We start from the raw sequence: 17338 nt of genomic DNA, 5'->3' as shown, positions 1-17338 counted from the left end.
GTTCTAGTTCTCCTTAAAACGGGCTGCGATGGATTCGCCGTGAGCGGGAAGCGCCTCGGCGTCAGCAAAAGCAATGACGTTAGCGGAAATATCTTCCAGCGCAGCGCGGTCATACTCGATGAGGTTGACCGGGCGCAAGAAAGTGTGGGTGGACAGGCCCGCGCTAAAGCGCGCGGTGCCGGAAGTCGGCAACACGTGGTTAGAGCCCGCCGAGTAGTCGCCCAGCGGCACCGGCGAGTAATCACCCACAAAGATGGCGCCGGCGTGTTTGATGCGCTCGGCTACCTCACGGGCATTCGTGGTGTGGATTTCTAGGTGCTCTGCGGCGTAGGCATCCGCTACGGCAATGCCTGCCTCGAGGTCATCTACCAAGATAATTCCGGACTGCTCACCTTCGAGAGCCTCCCGCACACGATCGGCGTTGCGGGTGACCTCGAAACGTGCGGCAACCTCGGCGTCGACAAGCGCAGCGAAATTCGCGTCATCCGTAATGAGCACGCTCGCCGCCAGCGGATCGTGTTCTGCCTGGGAGATAAGGTCATAGGCCACGTAGATAGGGTTCGCCGTGGAATCCGCCAAGATGGCAATCTCCGTGGGGCCCGCCTCGGAGTCCGTTCCCACCACGCCGCGCACTAGGCGCTTGGCGGCCGTGACGAAGATGTTGCCCGGACCAGTGATGATGTCCACCGGCTCCAACGCGGCCTCGCCCGTTTCGGGTTCGTCGTCGCCGTAGGCCAAAAGTGCCACTGCCTGGCTACCGCCGACGGCCCACACCTCGTCAACGCCGAGCATGTGGCAGGTTGCAAGAACGGTGGGGTGCGGCAGACCGCCGAACTCCTCCTGCGGCGGCGACGCCACTACCAGCGCGGAAGCACCGGCCTCCTGGGCTGGAACCGTGTTCATGATGACAGAGGATGGGTACACCGCCTTGCCGCCCGGCACGTATAGACCCACGCGTTCGATGGGCTGGAACACCTCGGTGACCGTGGCGCCTGGGGCAAGCGTCGTGGTGTGCGAGCTAGGCTTTTGTTCGGCGTGCACCTTACGAACGCGCTTGATGGATTCTTCGATTGCTGCGCGTACCTTGTCGTCGAGTTCCGTTGCTGCCTTGGCCAATTCCTCAGCAGGCACACGCACCGTTGCGGGGCGCACGCCGTCGAATTGCTCGCCGAAGCCAAGTGCGGCACCAGCGCCACCGTCACGGACCGCATGGACCATCGGAGCAACCTTATCCACATAGGCGGCAACGTCTGCACCTCCGCGCGGAAGGACACGACGCAACTGGGATGCCGTGAGCTGCTTTCCGCGGAGGTCGATGGTGTGCAACATGCTTGAATCTTCCTTTTCGGTTGGTTTTCTAGATTCCGCTGGCCAATTAGGGGACCACTGTGGCCTCATTGTAGGCCACAACTTCTTGGACTTTTTCTATAGCCAAACCAATATACTAACGCCAAATTCGCAGCGCGGGGCCATGTTTAGGTAATAGAATTAAGCAGCACCATATCCACGCATCATCGGTACGTAGATTAAGGAAGGCAGGGCTCGCGCATGGACGAATTCGATCCGGAATCCGAACTGAGCCCTTCTCCGGGCGAGCTGTTGCTCATGAGCGTTGCACGCATTGCGGCAACCAACGGCATCCATTGCATTCACGTCAGCGATGAGTTACTCATTTTCCCCCATTCCACGCTGGGAGAGACCCGTGTATGCATGGATCCGGAGGGCGAACCGGTGTTGCGGTTTTATACGACACCGAGCGGCCACCTGAGCTTCGCGGAGGTCTCCGCAGCAGGCGAATTCGCCAACGACTGGAACCATGACTGCATTTCCCCACGCATAGTGCTCGACTATGACGACCCCACCGCAGTGACAGTGTGGGGCCACACGTTCTTGGTGGTCCAAGACTCCCCCACCACCGAACAGCTAGAGGCTACCTTGACCCCGGCATTGCGTAATTCGGAGCTGTTTTTAGAAGCGCTTGGCGACGCCTTCCCTTCCCTCCGGCAGGCACCACCCTCACTGTCGATTACGTCGTTAGAGATGGACCATACGGACGAGGAATCAGATACGGTTCGTCCGGTCGACGTGGAACGAATTGAGGAGATTCTGCGCAAGCTCGGGATAAACCGCTTTCAAACCGATTCTTCGCAGTCCATCTACGCGTGGATTAACGACGTTTTGTTCGCATTCGTAGTCGACGTGGGGCCGAGTTTCATTATCAAAGGCCACTGGGATCCGAATTTCCGCGGGGAAGACTTCACCCGCATATTCCTGACCTGCAATGATTGGAATCGCGCCAACCACTCGGCGGCGGCATTTTGCCACTCAAACTCCGATGGCTTGCAGGTCCGCTTGGACTACGCGGTCATGACCGGTGGCGGAATGAGCGACGCGCAGATGCTCACCACCTTAGGACGAGGCATCAAGCACATCTTGCACGGAATCGATGACATTTCGCGGGAGTCGGTGGGCAATTCTCCTGTCGAATGGCCTTAAAACGTAAGCTAGGGCCCCACGAGGGCCCCGGCATGCACGAATACGGGGATTCGAACTAGGTTTTATTCCACGCTTGCGTACTTACCTGTCTTGGCAAGTGTCTCATTCTGCAAAAGGCTGTCAAAACCCAAAAGCGCAGGATAGCAGCAGGAACTTCCGACCCTACGCTCTTAAATAATTGACCCCGAAATCAGCTTTCCACCGAAGCGGCCTTCCCGGACCCGGCTGACGTTGGAACGTCCACGAACACCGCCGACCAATAGGCAAAGACAGCCATAAACGGCGAAACTATCCAGGCCACCCCCGGCGTGAACTTGGGAACAAACTCGACTAACTCCCCAGGATTTTCCGGCGCAGCCTGTGCCGTGACACCACCCACCACATAGAGTGCAGCGGCACCCGCCAAACAGGAGATGCCCACCCATAGTAGCTGCCCAACCCCACGGTATGCTTCGCCCCGCATATAAGAAATCATGCCAAAGACAAGCCCCAGAAACCCTACGAGCAGCACGTATACGATAAATGATGAGAACTGCACGTCCGCGACGTTCTCGATTGCATAACCGCCGCCTTCAACTCGACGCCCAGACAATGTGGGGCGCCACAGACCCCACAGAGCCCCAACCGCGGAGTAGACGACGAGAATTAGAGCTAGCAGCCCCGCACCAAAGCCGAAAGGGCGCGGGATTGAAATCTGAGGATGGGACACCATACGTGACGAGGCCTGACTGTAGACGCGAGACATGAAAACCAAAAGAGGAAGTGCCGGAGCACTCCCCCTTTTTCTAAAGGACTTCGATACTTAGCTTTAAAACTTAAACCTCGCCGCAGAAAGTCCAGTTACCACCCTCGCGACGGAAGCGCATGGTAGAGCTGTCCACGCCCTGGTTAGTCTTGACGTTCACCGTTGCAGAGGCGTCATCGCCATTGACCACAACATCGTTAATGGATTCCACACCAACAGCATTCCAATCGAAGCCATTGAGCTGGCTTGTATCCTGGCCAGAAGCAGCGAGCATGTTCTTCAAGTCGTTCATTGGAACGTCCGGAATCTGGTTGTAGTCCATGTTGGCCATCTCAGCTCCCTGAGCATTCAGCACTGCAGAGCAGGTGTGATCCGGCATGTACTTAAAGAACTGACGCATCGTGGTGGTTTCGTACAAACCACGGACCAGCTGGTTAATGCCATCGACATCAGCCTGGCTTGCTGGCTCGCCCTGAACCGGTGGTACCGGAGCAGCGTTCTCGAGCGGGTTAGCGCCGCCTTCAAAAGGGTTCACCAAAGTCTCTGGAGCAGCAGCGGCGTCCGCGTCCTTCTTTTCCTTGTTTGCATCCTTCTCATCGCTAGCCTTAGCGTCCTTGCTTGGCGCAGCCGACTTGTCTGCGCTCTCAGAAGCTTTGGACTTTGTGGATGGGGCTGCGGATGTTTTCTTATCGTCAGACTGAGCGTTGTTCGCTTCATCGTCGCTTCCACACGCTACCAGTGCCATCGGCAGCACCATTGCTACGGCAACGAGGGACTTCTTCGCAGGGGTTAGAAAAGACAAGGGTTGGGCTCCTGAGATATACGGCTTTGCTCGATTCATCACAACGTGCCTCAACACGACGTGATGATAGACCTTGTGTTCAAGTGTCCAAGCAAGTTTTGGTTCTGGTCAATACTAACAAGTCGACGGTGAATATTACATGGCGGCAACCTTAAAGAAGTCTGTGAAACTTTGTCGCTTCTTGGAGATCACTGTCAAACGTTAGTCCCATCATCGAGTTCGTCGAGTTACCTCCAGTAATCACCCCGCATTTCACGTCCTATCAACCTTGCGGGCCAACCCCTAGATTCGACGTCGGCACAAGCGCTTTCTATCTGGAATAACCAAAACCCAAGATTTAAATAGGTAAGATGTCACCGTGCAACTACACCGAGACCGCATTTTGTTCACAGCCCTTGAGCTCCTCAATTCCTACGGGCTTGCAGACGTAACGATGCGCCGAGTTTCCACCACGTTGGGCGTTGCCCCCGGTGCGCTGTATTGGCACGTTGCCAACAAACAAGCCCTCATCGCAGGCATGGCAGAGGAGATCCTCTCCCCAGTCGAGGGTTCCAACCCAGTTGATTTTGCCATGAACCTGCATGCCACCCTGATTAGCTGGAGGGACGGCGCTGAAGTAGCAAGTGCGGGTTTGGCTTTCCCCGATTCTCACGCATGGGACACCCTCATCGACAAGCTGTCAGCATCGTTTGATTCGATCAGCGACCAAACGGTTTCAGATGACAGCATTCATGCCGCAGCCTTAGCAATCGCGCATTTGGTGCTAGGAGCTACGCAGATGGAACAATCCCAACAACAGTTGTTGGCCACCGCAGGCGAAGGTCAAACAATCGACCATGTCCCTGACATTCGGCGGGGCGTGGAAATTATCGTCAAAGGCCTCCGCGCCCCATTTTAATCCTCCACTTTGCTCCCCCTTACCCGCTTTTCGTGCGGGTTTGCCGCTAAATCCGTTCACGCCACGACCGTGTCCGCTTGATTCATTAGGCTCTAATGCATGACTGAAACCTCTGTTTCCCCGGTTGAAGCCTCGTCCAACGCTGACACCACGGCTGATGCAATTTCCCCGACTCAAGCATGGCCCGGTAAAGCTGCCCCACTGGGTTCAACCTTTGACGGCTCTGGCACCAACTTCGCCATCTTCTCTGAAATCGCAGAGCGGATTGAATTGTGCCTCATTGATCGCGATGGCTCCGAAGAACGCGTTGAGCTAACCGAAGTCAATGCTCACGTCTGGCACGCATATTTGCCAAACGTCGGACCCGGCCAGCGTTATGGCTACCGTGTCTACGGTCCATATGATCCAGACAATGGCCTGCGCTGTGACCCCAACAAACTCCTTGTGGATCCTTATGCGCGCGCTTTCGATGGCGACTTCGACGGTGATGCTTCCCTCTACTCCTACGACATCCATGCCGAAGAACCAGGCACTGGCCGCAACGAGGAAGACTCCCTCGGCCACACCATGCTTTCCGTGGTCATCAATCCATTCTTCGATTGGGCGGGTGACCGTCGTCCGCGCACTCCAGACAATGAAACGGTCATCTACGAAACCCATGTCAAGGGCATGACGATGACCCACCCGAACGTACCAGAAGAGCTCCGCGGTACCTACGCAGGTATGGCGCACCCAGCCATCATCAACTACTTCAAAGAACTCGGCGTTACCGCAGTGGAGTTGATGCCGGTGCACCAGTTCCTGCAGGATGACCGCCTGCGCAATCTCGGCCTGCGCAACTACTGGGGCTACAACACCTTCGGTTTCTTCGCACCGCACCTGGACTACGCCCATGCCAAGAAGCCAGGCGAGGCGGTCGCCGAGTTCAAGGCCATGGTCCGCGCATTCCACGAGGAAGGCATCGAGGTCATCCTCGACGTGGTGTATAACCACACCGCCGAAGGAAACCACTTGGGCCCAACAATTGCTTTCCGCGGCATCGATAACCACGCTTATTACCGCTTGGTGGATGACAACAAGCGCCACTACATGGACTACACCGGCACGGGTAACTCCTTGAACGTGCGCCACCCTCACTCCCTGCAGCTCATCATGGACTCCCTGCGCTACTGGGTCACGGAGATGCACGTCGACGGTTTCCGCTTCGACTTGGCGTCGACGCTGGCGCGTGAGCTTGACGACGTCGACAAGCTCGCCACCTTCTTCGACTTGGTACAGCAAGATCCCGTGGTCAGCCAGGTCAAACTCATCGCTGAGCCGTGGGATGTGGGCCATAATGGCTACCAAGTGGGCAACTTCCCACCGATCTGGAGCGAATGGAACGGCAAGTACCGCGACACGGTCCGCGACTTCTGGCGTGGCGAGCCCGCCACGCTGGGTGAGTTTGCGTCCCGCATCACCGGCTCTTCCGACCTGTACGCCAACAACGGCCGTCGCCCAACCGCGTCGATCAACTTCATCACCGCACACGATGGCTTTACGCTGCGTGACTTAGTCTCGTACAACGAGAAGCACAACTCCGCTAACGGTGAGGACAACCGCGACGGCGAGTCTCACAACCGTTCGTGGAACCACGGCGTTGAAGGCCCCACGGATGACCAAGAAGTCAAGGCACTGCGTCGACGCCAGGTACGCAACTTCCTGACCACGTTGCTCCTGTCCCAGGGCACACCGATGCTGTGCCACGGCGACGAATTTGGCCGCACCCAGGACGGAAACAACAACGTCTACTGCCAGGACAATGAAACCTCCTGGATGGACTGGTCCTTGTTGGATGAGGAAAAGAGCGCCACAATGCTTGGGTTTACCAAGCGCGTACTCAGCATTCGCCGCGAGCATCCGGTATTCCGCCGTGAACGCTTCTTGGCCGGTGGCCCGCTGGGCTCGGACGTGCAGGATCGCGACATCGCCTGGCTCGTTCCTTCCGGTAAGCTCATGACGCAGAATGACTGGGACCATGACTTTGGCCGCGCGCTGATGGTTTACCTCAATGGCAACGCGATTACTGAGACCACTGCCCGCGGCGAGCGCATCACCGATGATTCCTTCATCATGATCTTCAATGCCCACCACGGTGACATTGAGTTCACCCTGCCCACCAAAGACTTGGGTGCACGCTGGCGTCTCATCGTCGATACTGCCGATTCCGGCGGATACCCCGCGGAGGAAACCTACATTGATGCGGAGGGTACGATCACAGTTCAACCGCGCTCGACGCTGATCCTTCGCCAAGAAGAGCCACCAGTCTTCGACGCTTAAGAATTTGTCCGCTTCCTCGGAAAGGTAGTTCGTGTCTTTTCACGCCCACGGCACCCATGTCGATGTCACCACTAAGGAGCTCGTGTTTTCTGCTTCACTGCTCGCGGCTTCCTTGGGGCATGCCAAGCAAGAGCGCATCGAGCTTGACCAAGTCACCGGTGTGACCGTCGCCGAGCCATCGGCGACGAGCTTTGGGTACGTGGAGTTAGACGGCGTCGACAAGCGCGTGCTCTTCGCACCGAATCAGGATGCCGCCGCTTTTGCACGGGCGGTGGAGGCGGCGCTCAAGGGCGAGGCGCCCGCGGGCGGTGCTGGAGTCACCGGGCTGAACTTCACGGCAGTTGACGTGGAAACGGCCAACGACAACTGGGGCTCGGTGTGCCAGATCGGTGCGGTGCGTTTCCGCGATGGCCAGGAAGTGGAGTCACGCACCTGGCTGTGCACTCCCCCGCCGGGCCTTGAGGAATTCGCCGACATCAATATCTCCATTCATGGCATCACGCCCGAGGATGTCGCGGATGCCCAACCTTTTGCTGCGGCCGCGGCGGAGCTTTTTGAGTTCCTGGGCGAGGATGTTCTCGTGGCCCACAACGCGCAGTTTGATTCGACTGCACTGCGCAGCGGCCTGCTCAAGGCCAGCGCCTCCATTCCGGAAATCACTCTGGCTTGTTCGTTGGCTTTGGCTCGTGACGCCTCGAAGGCCGGCGTGATCGACGTGGCTAACCACAAGCTGCCCACGGTGGCATCATTCTGCGGCGCGGAGGATTTCCAGCACCACGAGGCCACCGCGGATGCGCGCGCTGCTGGCGTCATCGTCGTGGACTTGGCTCGCCGTTTCGGGCACACCGGCTCCATCCACGAGCTGTTCCGACACCGCGAATTCACGCTGGGCAAGCTCGATTCCGCGGCGATTATCCCGGTGCTGCGTGCACACACCGCGCCAACTTCTGCGGCTGACCTCGGAGCCGGAACAGACTTCCGCGACAACACCCGGCGCGCAGGCACGTCCAGCAAAAAGAGCTCTTCTGCAAAGAAGACCAACCGCGGTCCCGCCCCGTGGCAGTCCGTGGCTACTCCGGATACCATCCCAGATCCGAATCTTGATGCCGATCCCGAAGGCGCGCTGTTTGGCCAGAACGTTACCTTGACTGGTGAGTTTGAGCCCTTCGACAAGGGCTTGCTATGGCGCGGCATCGCCGAACGTGGCGGTCAGGTGGGCAAGAACGTCACGAAGAAGACCACCATCTTGGTGTTGGGCGAATGGGCCACGAAGACCTCCAAAGAAAAGCGTGCGGAGGAGCTCATCGAGAAAGGCCAGGAAATCCAGCTGTGGCCTGCTTCCAAGCTTCTTGAAGAGCTGCAGCTCGACGCCCAGCCGCCCTTCTAGACTTCTTGCGCGGGGATTTAAATAATTCCGCAGGTTTAGGGAACCATTTGCGGGCGAGACCAGTCCAACAAAGGCAGACTCTCACCAAGATTTGCTCTCAAGGAATGTCCTCGCCATGACCACTACAATCACCGCACCACTCTCCCACCAACACCGCCACTTTCACCCCAAGTTCCCGAACTTGGATTCTGGTCCCGATTTTGAGGCGATCACTCTTGCCGGGCTGTTGCCTGCTCTTGCACGGCGCAGCGACTTCAACGGCGTTACTCTCACGGACCAAGGATTCGGCGATACGCCCGCAGGGGTGCAGCTTTCGCGGGAGCTATCGATGTTATTCCTGCACTGCGATGAGTATTCGACGGACCCTACGGGCGCGGCATCGTCAAGCGGCCCATTGGCCTGGGTATCGCATCGCACCCTTGGTGAGCTCAGTCTGTCCACACGGCAGGCATGGGACCTTGCAGCGGCGAACCTACAACGCCGGGCGCTAACGGACCAAGGCCTCGAGTTTCGCACCCGCCGCGCCACCGAGCTGCTGCCTGGTTGCACCGGAGGAGTCCAGGTCGAGGCCCTGGGCGCACCAACGAGCTCGTGGTTGGCGCACCCACAGACCTTCGCCATCCTGGACCAGCATCTGCAGCGTCTCATCCGCGCGCAGAAGATAACCTACCTCATCCCGGATCGCCGCACCGTCATCGCGCTCAAGGATGCACCAATCGAGCGAGCGCGTTACTGGTCTCAGAAGCTGTCTGAGCAAAGGCGGTTGCGCGGCGCGGTATTGTCGCCGCAGCCACTAGTATGGGCTAACGGATTTCCTCTCGAAGTGTAGAGGAACATTATGCCCGCGCCACCGTCTGGCCGCGGGCCCGTATCAAGAGGCGTCAGGAGGCCGGCGAGGGTGAGCGAATCCACCATCTCTAAGTTGAGCAACCAGTACCACGATTGGGTCCGGCAGCATCCCCAGGCCGCGGATGAGTTCAACGACGCCATCGAGGACCTGCTTAACGACGCCGGCGTCATCTTCGACCGCGTCTCTACCCGCGTGAAGCGCTGGCCTTCGCTGAAAGCCAAAGCCAAGAAGCGCCACGCCAACGGCGGGGCCTACTATCCCAATCCCTGGGACGATATTCACGATATCCTCGGCGTGCGTGTGACGGTCTTTCACTCCACCGCGATTCCGCAGGCGCTGGAGGTGCTCGGTGATTCTTTCACCGTGGTCCGCTCAGTGGACAAAGCGGCAGAGACCCGTATCTCCGGCGGCTTTGGCTACGGTTCCCACCACTTGGTGCTGCGCGTGACTAACGCTATCGAGGAGCTCGTGGCCTACGAGGGCTGGACTTTCGAAGTCCAGATCCGCACCGTACTGCAGCACGCATGGGCTGAGTTTGAGCACGATATCCGTTACAAGCAGGGCACGTCCGTGCCTTCAGCGCAGGTGGACCGTTTGTTTACTCTGGCGGCGGGTCTCATCGAGCTCGCAGACCAGCAGTTCGACGAGATCGCTGCTCTCAAGGATCCTTCCACGGATACCAGTGAGGACGTAGAGCTTAGCCCCGAGACCCTCCCCGGCGTTCTGGCAGTGTTGGTAGGCGGCCGCTTTCCGCGTTCACGCTCCGAGCATTACCGCTTCCTGTTGGAGATTCTCGAGCTCAACGGCATTACCACGATGAGCCAGCTCAAGGCGCTGCTCAACGCAGGCGACATTGCGTTCGTCCACGACGCCATTCGCTACAGGTTCCGCCCGGGCCAAGTGCGCCTTATCGACGATCTACTGCTCAACAAGTTCGGCAGGCAACACATCGACGCCACTGCCGACGTCGGCGACCGCAACGATCGCAAGCGCCGCCTAGCTGGCCGCTTCAAGGCGCTACAAAACTACCGCGCGCATACGGCAAAGCAGGACTAGCGGAAGCCGCCGCGGAACTTATCCATCTCGCGGCGTTCCTTCTTGGTGGGTCGTCCGGAGCCGCGCTCGCGCACCGGAACCGAAGGCATGAACTCTTTAGGCGGTGGCGGCGGCGCGTGGTCGATGTAGCAGGTGCGCGCGATGGGAGCACCCACGCGCTTCGACACGGTTGCAAGAACCTCGAGGTCGTGCTCGTGGTGGTTGCGCCAGATTCGCACGCGATCCCCCGGAACCACCTGCTGCGAGGGCTTGGTGGCGTTCCCGTTGAGTTTGACGTGCCCGGCCTTGACTGCGTCTGCGGCCTCCGAACGAGTTTTGGCCATGCGGACAGACCACACCCACGCATCAATGCGGACAGGTTTGGAGTCAGGTTGGAGGGGCATGGCTAAAGGAAAACCGCGCTTAACGGTTGTTGTTCTCGTTGACGATCTTTTGGACCTTGGTCCAGTTGTAGACACCGCCGACCACAGCGACGATGAGGCCCAAGGTCATCCAGGTCCAAAAGCCCGTCAGTGCCAAGCCGAGCAGCACGCCACCAGCAACACCGCCCACCACGGAAACCACCGCATTGCGGGAGTACTTGCGTACCTGTTGCTTCTTAAGCTCGATCGGATTGTTAGGGCGTCGCTGCATAGTCATAGCGGCTATTCTAGCGCAGCGTCAGCTAGCCAGCTCCACCCACGCGGTACCGGCTTCCTTTGCCTGACCCACGCCTTGTGTCAGCGCCGCAATCGTGGCATCCAGGTCTTCTTTGCCGCCCGGCTCAATGGCGAGCGTGTAGACCACCGCTGCCCCATAGGCGGTATCAGTGATGTCGTATCCGCGGTTGCGCAGCTCCGCCTCCAAGCGCCCGGCATCGGCATGAGAAAACTCCACCGTGTAGAGCTCGCGCAGAGCACGCGTACTCCGTGAGACAAGCTCGATCGCCTCGCTCACGGAGCCGCCATAAGCATGGACCAAGCCGCCCGCGCCCAGCTTGACGCCGCCGAAGTAGCGCACCACGACCGCGCACAGGTCCAGCATCCCGGAGCCTTTGAGCACATCGAGCATGGGCTTTCCGGCGGTTCCGGAGGGCTCGCCATCATCGGAGGAGCGCTCCACGGGGTTCGCCCCATCCACGTGGTAGATATACGCCGAGCAATGGTGACGGGCGTCCGGAAAGCGCTCCCGCGCGGCGTCGATAAACGCGCGTGCTTCCTCCTCATTCGTCACGCGGTCCACGAGCGTGATGAAGCGCGAACGCTTAATCTCAATCTCGTTTTCCACCTGCCCCAGCGCGGGGCGCTCATAGCTAGTCAGCACAGCTAATTAGCGTACCTAAGCCACGAGGAAGTCATACTCCGGGGTGCCCGGCTTGAGCTGCTGCACGTTAATCTTGGAATCGGCCATGCGCTGCAGCAAGCCCTCGATGTCCGAGGCGCGTCCGAGCTCCAAGCCCACCAGCGCCGCGCCCGTCTCGCGGTTGTTGCGCTTTAAGTATTCGAAGAGCGTGATGTCATCATCTGGCCCCAGGATGTCCTGCAGGAAGTGACGCAGCTGGCCCGGTTCCTGCGGGAAGTTGACCAGGAAGTAGTGCTTCAGACCACGGTGGACCAGGGAGCGCTCCATGATTTCCGCGTAGCGCAGGACGTCGTTGTTGCCGCCCGAGATAACGCACACGACCACACTGCCCGGAGCCAGCTTCAGCTCGCGCAAACCCGCCACGGACAAGGCGCCCGCAGGCTCGGCGATGATTCCTTCGTTCTGGTAGAGCCCCAGCTGTTCCGTGCACACCAGGCCCTCGGAAGCGATATCCCAGTGCAGGCGCCCCTGGTTTGCCTCCAGTATTTGGAAAGGCAGCGCTCCGATGCGCTTGACTGCGGCACCATCGACGAAGGGATCGACGGTTGTCAAGGTCACGGGTTCACCTGCATCAAACGCCGCGCTTAGCGACGCCGCGCCCGCCGGCTCAATCCCCACGATCGCCGTCCGCGGTGCCATGTCCGCGAGGTAAGAGGTGATGCCGGAGATGAGCCCGCCGCCACCAACAGGAACGACGATGGTATCGAGGGACTTGCCTTGGGCGGACAGCTGCGAGAGGACCTCTGCGGCCACGGTGCCTTGGCCGGTGATGGTGTCGCGGGCGTCAAAGGGCTCGATGAAGATGGCGCCGCGGGCGGCGGCGTCGGCATGCGCGGCAGCTGCCGCCTCGTCAAAGTTGGCGCCGGTGACCACCAGCTCCACCATGTCCCCACCGTGGACCATGATGCGGTCGCGCTTCTGCTTCGGCGTTGGCTCTGGGACGAAAATCTTGCCCTGGATTCCCATGGAGCGGCAGGCAAAGGCCACGCCCTGCGCGTGGTTGCCGGCAGAGGCGGTCACTATGCCGTGGGAGCGCTGTTCCTCCGACAAGTTGGAGATACCAAAGAGCGCACCGCGGATCTTGTAGGAGCGCACGTCTTGCAGGTCCTCGCGCTTGAGATAGACCTCGTAGCCGGTCTCGAGGGAAAGACGCGGGCAGTACTGCAGCGGGGTGGGCGCAATTTCCGAGCTAATTCGCGCCTGCGCCATTTGAATATCAGAGGCATGGATGGGCTCAAAAGCAACGGAGGTATCAGTCATAGGTGCCAAGTTTAGCGCGCAGCGCTGGCGCGGAGCACATTACCTAGCAATCGACCGATTAACCGGAATTTAACTTAAAACTTCCCTCGCCGTTGCGTTAATTTTCTGCCCCGCTCATCTTGAGTAGCAAAGGTATCTCGAGGCGCTTTGAGCCCGCTATAAACCATTGCGCGGCCTACTTTTCTCATGCCTTCTCTCCAACTTTTTCTTCAAAGGAGCGCACAACCGTGATTCACGCTGACCGTTTCCCCCTTCGCCGCCGCGTCCTTGCGCTGTGCGCAGCTGCAGCTACTGGGTTCTCCCTGGTAGTTCCAGCTAACGCTGCAATCGTGGCCAAGCCAGTCGAGCACTCTGCCAAAAATGCCGGCCTCAAACTGACGCCGCTGGGCACCTATGAGTCTGGAATCTACGCGGAGTCCGCCGCAGAAATCGTGGCTTTCCACCCCGCTTCCAAGCGCATACTCACCGTAAACGCGGTCTCCGGCGAGGTGGACATCCTTGACGCCTCCGACGCCGCGAATCCGCAGAAGGTTTCCACTGTCTCCGCAGGCGGAGACAAAGAGATCAATTCCGTCGCCGTACGCCGCGATGGCTTGGCAGTTGCTGCCGTACAGCAAGCCGACAAGACGCAGCAGGGCGAAGCCCTCTTCTTCGATGTCAGCACCGGCAAGGAGTTGGGCCGCGTCGGCGTTGGCTCCTTGCCTGACAACGTGCACATCACTGCAGATGGTTCCTACGCGCTGCTGGCGAACGAGGGCGAGCCCTCCAACGAGCTCAACGCCACTGGCGATGACTACGCCGTGGACCCAGAGGGCTCGGTCTCCGTAATTGCCCTGCCCAAGACCGTCAGCGCGCCCACCGAGGCAGACGCCCGTATCGCAGACTTCCGTGCTTTCGACGGCACCACTTTGCCAGAAGGCGTACGTGTATTCGGCCCGGAGGCGCACGACGCTAAGCCTTCCATCGACTTCGAGCCGGAGTACATCACCTCTGCGGACGGGGTGGCTTATGTGACGATTCAGGAGGCCAACGCCATCGCGGTCCTCGACATCGCCTCGGCGACGGTCACCAAGATTCTTCCTGCGCACATCACTGATCACTCGCAGGTTCCACTCGATACTTCCAACAAGGATGGCGCGGCGCAGCTGCGCACCCTAGGCGTCAAGGGCCTGTCCATGCCGGATTCCATCGGCGCATTCAAGGCCGGCGCTAAGACCTACTTCGCCACCGCGAACGAGGGCGACGCGCGTGAATGGGGCGTTGCCGAGGACGAGGGCGGCACCGATGTCTACACCGAAGAGACCGAACTCAAGGACCTCATCAAAGAAGGCAAGGTGTGCGAGGGCGCGCTTGGCGACGTCGTCCTTGACGAAGTTGCCAACAAGAAGGTCGCTGGCAACTTGAAGGTCACTAACGCTTCTGGCTGGAATGAGGAAAAGGGTTGCTTCGACGAGGTCTACTCCTATGGAACGCGCTCGTTTAGCATCTACGATGAAGCTGGCAATGTCGTCTTCGACTCTAGCTCCCAGTTCGAGGAAATCAGCGCCAAGCTGCATGCTGAGGCCGTTCTCAACCACAACGCCGACAACGAGTCCGCGGAGTTCGACGACCGTTCCGATAACAAGGGCCCTGAACCAAAAGCACTAGCCATCGGCAAGGTGGGCGACAAGACCTACGCGTTCGTTGGCGCTGAGCGCCTTGGCGGCATCTTTGTCTACGACGTCACCGAGCCCACAAATGCTAAGTTCACCACCTACGTCAACAACCGTGACTTCAGCACCGACGAATTCCCCCAGGCCGGTGACCTCGGACCAGAGGGCTTTGCCTTCGTAGACAAGAAGGACTCCCCGACCGGCAACTACATGCTGATCGTGGGCAACGAGGTTTCGGGAACAACCACCACGTATGACATCAAGAATTTGCTCCCCGAACCTCCCGCAGATGACAAGGATGACTCCGATGGCGGTTTCTCCAGTGGCTCAGCGCAGGGCTCTTCTGCTGGGACCGTGGTAGGTATCTTCGCTCTCATTGCGGCGATTGTTGGCATGCTTTTTGCACCCGGTGTGCGCGACCTCATTCTGCGAGTCTTGCCTGAAAATCTGCGTTCCGAACTGGAAAAATACTTTTAGACAATTAGATTTCTCCAAGTTATAAAGACCTTGCTATGGTATAGGAGATTTAAATCCCATCGGCTTTGATGCCAACTCTCAAGGAGAACTAACTCTTATGCGACTTTCCACGACTTTGGTCGCCGCTTGCGCCACCGGTCTTGCTCTCATCACCCCTGTCGCCGCTAACGCCGCTCCAGCCGCTCCCGCACCGGAACTGTCCGCTGAATGCCAAGCTCAGGTTGATAAAGCTAAGCAGGCCCACAAGGATGCTTTTGAGAACGGCACCGCAGGTTCTTCCTTCATGGGCCCACAGGAGCTGCTCAAGGGAATCTTCAACGGCTACGGTTCCTCCGGCATGCCGAAGACCCCGGACTGCGTTGCTGCAGAGCAAAACGCTGCCGATAAGGCCAAGGAAGAGGAAAAATGGTCGAAGATGCCGGAGTGGGCACAGTCCGCTCGCCCATCTGAGGGGACCAAGGAAGTCTTCTCTTGGATCTCCGTCGCCCTGACCGGCGTCGCTGCGGTTGTCCAGGCTCTCGCAATGGTCGCTAAGTCTAACCCGGCCCTCCTCGAGCCGGTCAAGGAGATGCTGCGCAACGCAGGCGTCAATGTCTAATACCCCTTAAAACACAAAAGCAGCACGTGTCCCTCCCGTAAGGAGAAGGGTACGTGCTGCTTCTGCATTCCCGGCAACAGCCAGGGCGCGTACTAGAACAGCTCCTTGGTAGCGATTTCGGCGCCGTCGACAAGCGACTGCAACTTCGCCCACGCAATCTGGTAGTGCAGACGCCCGCCCAGGCCGCAGTCCGTGGAGGCCACGACGTTCTCCGGGCCTACGAGCTCAGCGAACTTGATGATGCGATCGGCCACAAGCTGCGGGTGCTCCACTGCGTTGGTAGAGTGCGAGACCACGCCTGGGTAGATGACGGTGCCCTCTGGCAGCTTGTGGTCCTGCCACACGCGCCACTCATGAGCGTGACGCGGCGAGGCCCCCTCGAAGGAGAAGCCGCCGACCTTCGCCTGCAGAATCTCCTCGATGATGTCACCGAAAGGAATGTCGGTCACATGCGGGCCGTGCCAGGAGCCCCAGCAGATGTGGAGGCGGGTCTGCTCGCGCGAGATGTCTTTGATGGACTCGTTAAGGATCTCAATGCGCTCATGCAAGAAGGCCTGGAAGTCCTTCACGGTCGGCTCTGGGACCACACTGTCCCATGCCTCGGCCAAGTCCGGGGCGTCGAACTGCACGGTCAGACCGCATCGGTGATGGTCTTGTACTCCGACTTCAGCGCCTCGCCACAAGCTCGAACGAGGTCAGAGTCCTCCTCGTAGTACTTGTTAGGCAGGCGCGCGGCAGATCCCGGGGAAAGGGCCGCAACGAAGCCATCCTTCGCTCCAGCCTTGTCCATTGCGTTCTTGAGCAGCTTCACGTCCGCATCGACCTGGTCCTGGCCGATGTAGGTAACCGGGCCGGTGAACTCTGGGTTCGCAACCTTCTTACGGCCGGTGAAGATGCCGGAATCTGGATCATTGTAGGCGTCGGCAAAGAGGGCGCGGTCGCGGCGGTCCTTCATGGAGGACAAGCGAATCTTGCCCGGCTCAGAGCGAATCTTGTCACCGATCTCCCAGCGGTCCTTATCGGTCATGGTCAGGCCACCCAGACGGGTGAAGGAGTAGTTCCACCATGCGCCGTAGTCCACCGCGCCGGAGGTGATGTGGCCGTACTCGCCTTCGTTGAGGATGTCGATGCCCATGTCGACCTGACGCTTGACCACGTCGTCGACGGAGCGATCCAGAATCTCGTGGAACTTCTCATCGGAGATGGTTCCTGCGGAGCGCTCCAGGTTCGCTTCTAGCAGTTCCTTGGTGCGTGGCAGGGAGCCAACGTGGGTAGTGCGAATCTTATTGACCATGAGCGTTTGGGCCTCCAGTGTCGATGTTGCTTTGTCGATATTTTCTAGACTATGCGGTCTAGATTAGCCGACACGGCCTGCCCTCAAATGACATTCCGGGAATTAAATTCAAAAATTCAAACCCGCAGCTCAAGGTTTAAAAATAAAAGAAAATCGTACCCAT

At 59.0% G+C, this 17338-nt stretch carries 15 protein-coding genes and 1 pseudogene; 8 read left to right on the top strand and 8 right to left on the bottom strand.

Translation table 11 applies throughout. The features are described from left to right. Positions 1-3 precede the first annotated feature (3 nt). Positions 4-1329, bottom strand: coding sequence for a histidinol dehydrogenase (gene hisD, locus CHU71_RS04895; protein WP_147760361.1), 1326 nt, complete (start codon positions 1327-1329; stop codon positions 4-6). Positions 1330-1548: 219 nt separating this feature from the next. Here hisD and CHU71_RS04890 point away from each other — a divergent pair, with 219 nt between their 5' ends. Then, positions 1549-2496 (top strand): YbjN domain-containing protein, encoded by a 948-nt coding sequence (locus tag CHU71_RS04890; protein ID WP_255456396.1) that lies wholly within the window; start codon positions 1549-1551, stop codon positions 2494-2496. 190 nt (positions 2497-2686) lie between these two features. Here the strand turns inward: CHU71_RS04890 and CHU71_RS04885 are convergent, their stop codons facing one another. Both CHU71_RS04885 and CHU71_RS04880 read right to left on the bottom strand, forming a co-directional pair. Continuing rightward, a complete protein-coding gene (locus tag CHU71_RS04885; protein ID WP_236251960.1) occupies positions 2687-3241 on the bottom strand; it encodes a hypothetical protein in 555 nt (184 codons plus the stop codon). Between the two features lie 70 nt (positions 3242-3311). Next, a complete protein-coding gene (locus CHU71_RS04880) occupies positions 3312-4043 on the bottom strand; it encodes a hypothetical protein (RefSeq protein WP_255456395.1) in 732 nt (243 codons plus the stop codon). Between the two features lie 358 nt (positions 4044-4401). Here CHU71_RS04880 and CHU71_RS04875 point away from each other — a divergent pair, with 358 nt between their 5' ends. The 5 genes from CHU71_RS04875 (at position 4402) to CHU71_RS04855 (ending at position 10553) form a co-directional block, all read left to right on the top strand. Further along, a complete protein-coding gene (locus CHU71_RS04875; protein ID WP_046645243.1) occupies positions 4402-4941 on the top strand; it encodes a TetR family transcriptional regulator in 540 nt (179 codons plus the stop codon). Between the two features lie 99 nt (positions 4942-5040). Then, entirely contained in the window at positions 5041-7260 is a 2220-nt protein-coding gene (glgX, locus tag CHU71_RS04870; protein WP_239298198.1) for a glycogen debranching protein GlgX, read from the top strand. Positions 7261-7291: 31 nt separating this feature from the next. Then, positions 7292-8647: an exonuclease domain-containing protein gene (locus tag CHU71_RS04865; protein WP_147760359.1), complete on the top strand. Its 1356-nt coding sequence runs from the start codon at positions 7292-7294 to the stop codon at positions 8645-8647. Between the two features lie 115 nt (positions 8648-8762). Beyond that, positions 8763-9476 carry a hypothetical protein gene (locus CHU71_RS04860; protein ID WP_255456394.1) on the top strand — a complete coding sequence of 238 codons (714 nt, stop codon included), beginning with the start codon at positions 8763-8765 and terminating at the stop codon, positions 9474-9476. Positions 9477-9545: 69 nt separating this feature from the next. After that, positions 9546-10553 (top strand): GTP pyrophosphokinase family protein, encoded by a 1008-nt coding sequence (locus tag CHU71_RS04855; RefSeq protein ID WP_147760358.1) that lies wholly within the window; start codon positions 9546-9548, stop codon positions 10551-10553. Here CHU71_RS04855 and CHU71_RS04850 read toward each other — a convergent pair. The 4 genes from CHU71_RS04850 to ilvA are packed head-to-tail and all read right to left on the bottom strand — an operon-like array spanning position 10550 to position 13154. Continuing rightward, on the bottom strand, positions 10550-10936 hold the full coding sequence (locus CHU71_RS04850; RefSeq protein WP_046645240.1) for an RNA-binding S4 domain-containing protein: 387 nt from the start codon (positions 10934-10936) through the stop codon (positions 10550-10552). The genes CHU71_RS04855 and CHU71_RS04850 overlap by 4 nt on opposite strands. Positions 10937-10955: 19 nt before the next feature. Then, the gene (locus tag CHU71_RS04845; RefSeq protein WP_147760357.1) at positions 10956-11192 is read right to left on the bottom strand and encodes a hypothetical protein; all 237 of its coding nucleotides are present in this window, start codon (positions 11190-11192) and stop codon (positions 10956-10958) included. A 21-nt stretch (positions 11193-11213) separates the two neighbouring features. Continuing rightward, the gene (locus CHU71_RS04840) at positions 11214-11855 is read right to left on the bottom strand and encodes a YigZ family protein (protein ID WP_046645239.1); all 642 of its coding nucleotides are present in this window, start codon (positions 11853-11855) and stop codon (positions 11214-11216) included. Positions 11856-11870: 15 nt separating this feature from the next. Next, on the bottom strand, positions 11871-13154 hold the full coding sequence (ilvA, locus tag CHU71_RS04835) for a threonine ammonia-lyase IlvA (protein WP_005528764.1): 1284 nt from the start codon (positions 13152-13154) through the stop codon (positions 11871-11873). A gap of 227 nt (positions 13155-13381) precedes the next feature. On the opposite strand from ilvA, the gene CHU71_RS04830 reads away from it, so the two are divergent. Next, a complete protein-coding gene (locus CHU71_RS04830) occupies positions 13382-15283 on the top strand; it encodes a choice-of-anchor I family protein (protein WP_370450491.1) in 1902 nt (633 codons plus the stop codon). A gap of 97 nt (positions 15284-15380) precedes the next feature. Beyond that, positions 15381-15881 (top strand): hypothetical protein, encoded by a 501-nt coding sequence (locus CHU71_RS04825; RefSeq protein ID WP_147760356.1) that lies wholly within the window; start codon positions 15381-15383, stop codon positions 15879-15881. A gap of 92 nt (positions 15882-15973) precedes the next feature. Here CHU71_RS04825 and CHU71_RS04820 read toward each other — a convergent pair. Further along, positions 15974-17175: pseudogene (locus CHU71_RS04820) on the bottom strand (cobalamin-independent methionine synthase II family protein). Between the last annotated feature and the right edge of the window lie 163 nt (positions 17176-17338).

Source organism: Corynebacterium sp. LK14 (assembly GCF_008042215.1).
Classification (GTDB): Bacteria; Actinomycetota; Actinomycetes; order Mycobacteriales; family Mycobacteriaceae; genus Corynebacterium; species Corynebacterium striatum.
Note: the sequence above shows the minus strand (reverse complement) of the source record. Positions and strands in the feature narration are given on the sequence as shown.

What these genes read in the sequence shown, in the direction of transcription:
- hisD (WP_147760361.1), bottom strand. Translation starts at nt 1,329, where the DNA reads ATGTTGCACACCATCGACCTCCGCGGAAAGCAGCTCACGGCATCCCAG.
- CHU71_RS04890 (WP_255456396.1), top strand. Translation starts at nt 1,549, where the DNA reads ATGGACGAATTCGATCCGGAATCCGAACTGAGCCCTTCTCCGGGCGAG.
- CHU71_RS04885 (WP_236251960.1), bottom strand. Translation starts at nt 3,241, where the DNA reads ATGTCTCGCGTCTACAGTCAGGCCTCGTCACGTATGGTGTCCCATCCT.
- glgX (WP_239298198.1), top strand. Translation starts at nt 5,041, where the DNA reads ATGACTGAAACCTCTGTTTCCCCGGTTGAAGCCTCGTCCAACGCTGAC.
- CHU71_RS04860 (WP_255456394.1), top strand. Translation starts at nt 8,763, where the DNA reads ATGACCACTACAATCACCGCACCACTCTCCCACCAACACCGCCACTTT.
- CHU71_RS04850 (WP_046645240.1), bottom strand. Translation starts at nt 10,936, where the DNA reads ATGCCCCTCCAACCTGACTCCAAACCTGTCCGCATTGATGCGTGGGTG.
- CHU71_RS04845 (WP_147760357.1), bottom strand. Translation starts at nt 11,192, where the DNA reads ATGACTATGCAGCGACGCCCTAACAATCCGATCGAGCTTAAGAAGCAA.
- ilvA (WP_005528764.1), bottom strand. Translation starts at nt 13,154, where the DNA reads ATGACTGATACCTCCGTTGCTTTTGAGCCCATCCATGCCTCTGATATT.
- CHU71_RS04825 (WP_147760356.1), top strand. Translation starts at nt 15,381, where the DNA reads ATGCGACTTTCCACGACTTTGGTCGCCGCTTGCGCCACCGGTCTTGCT.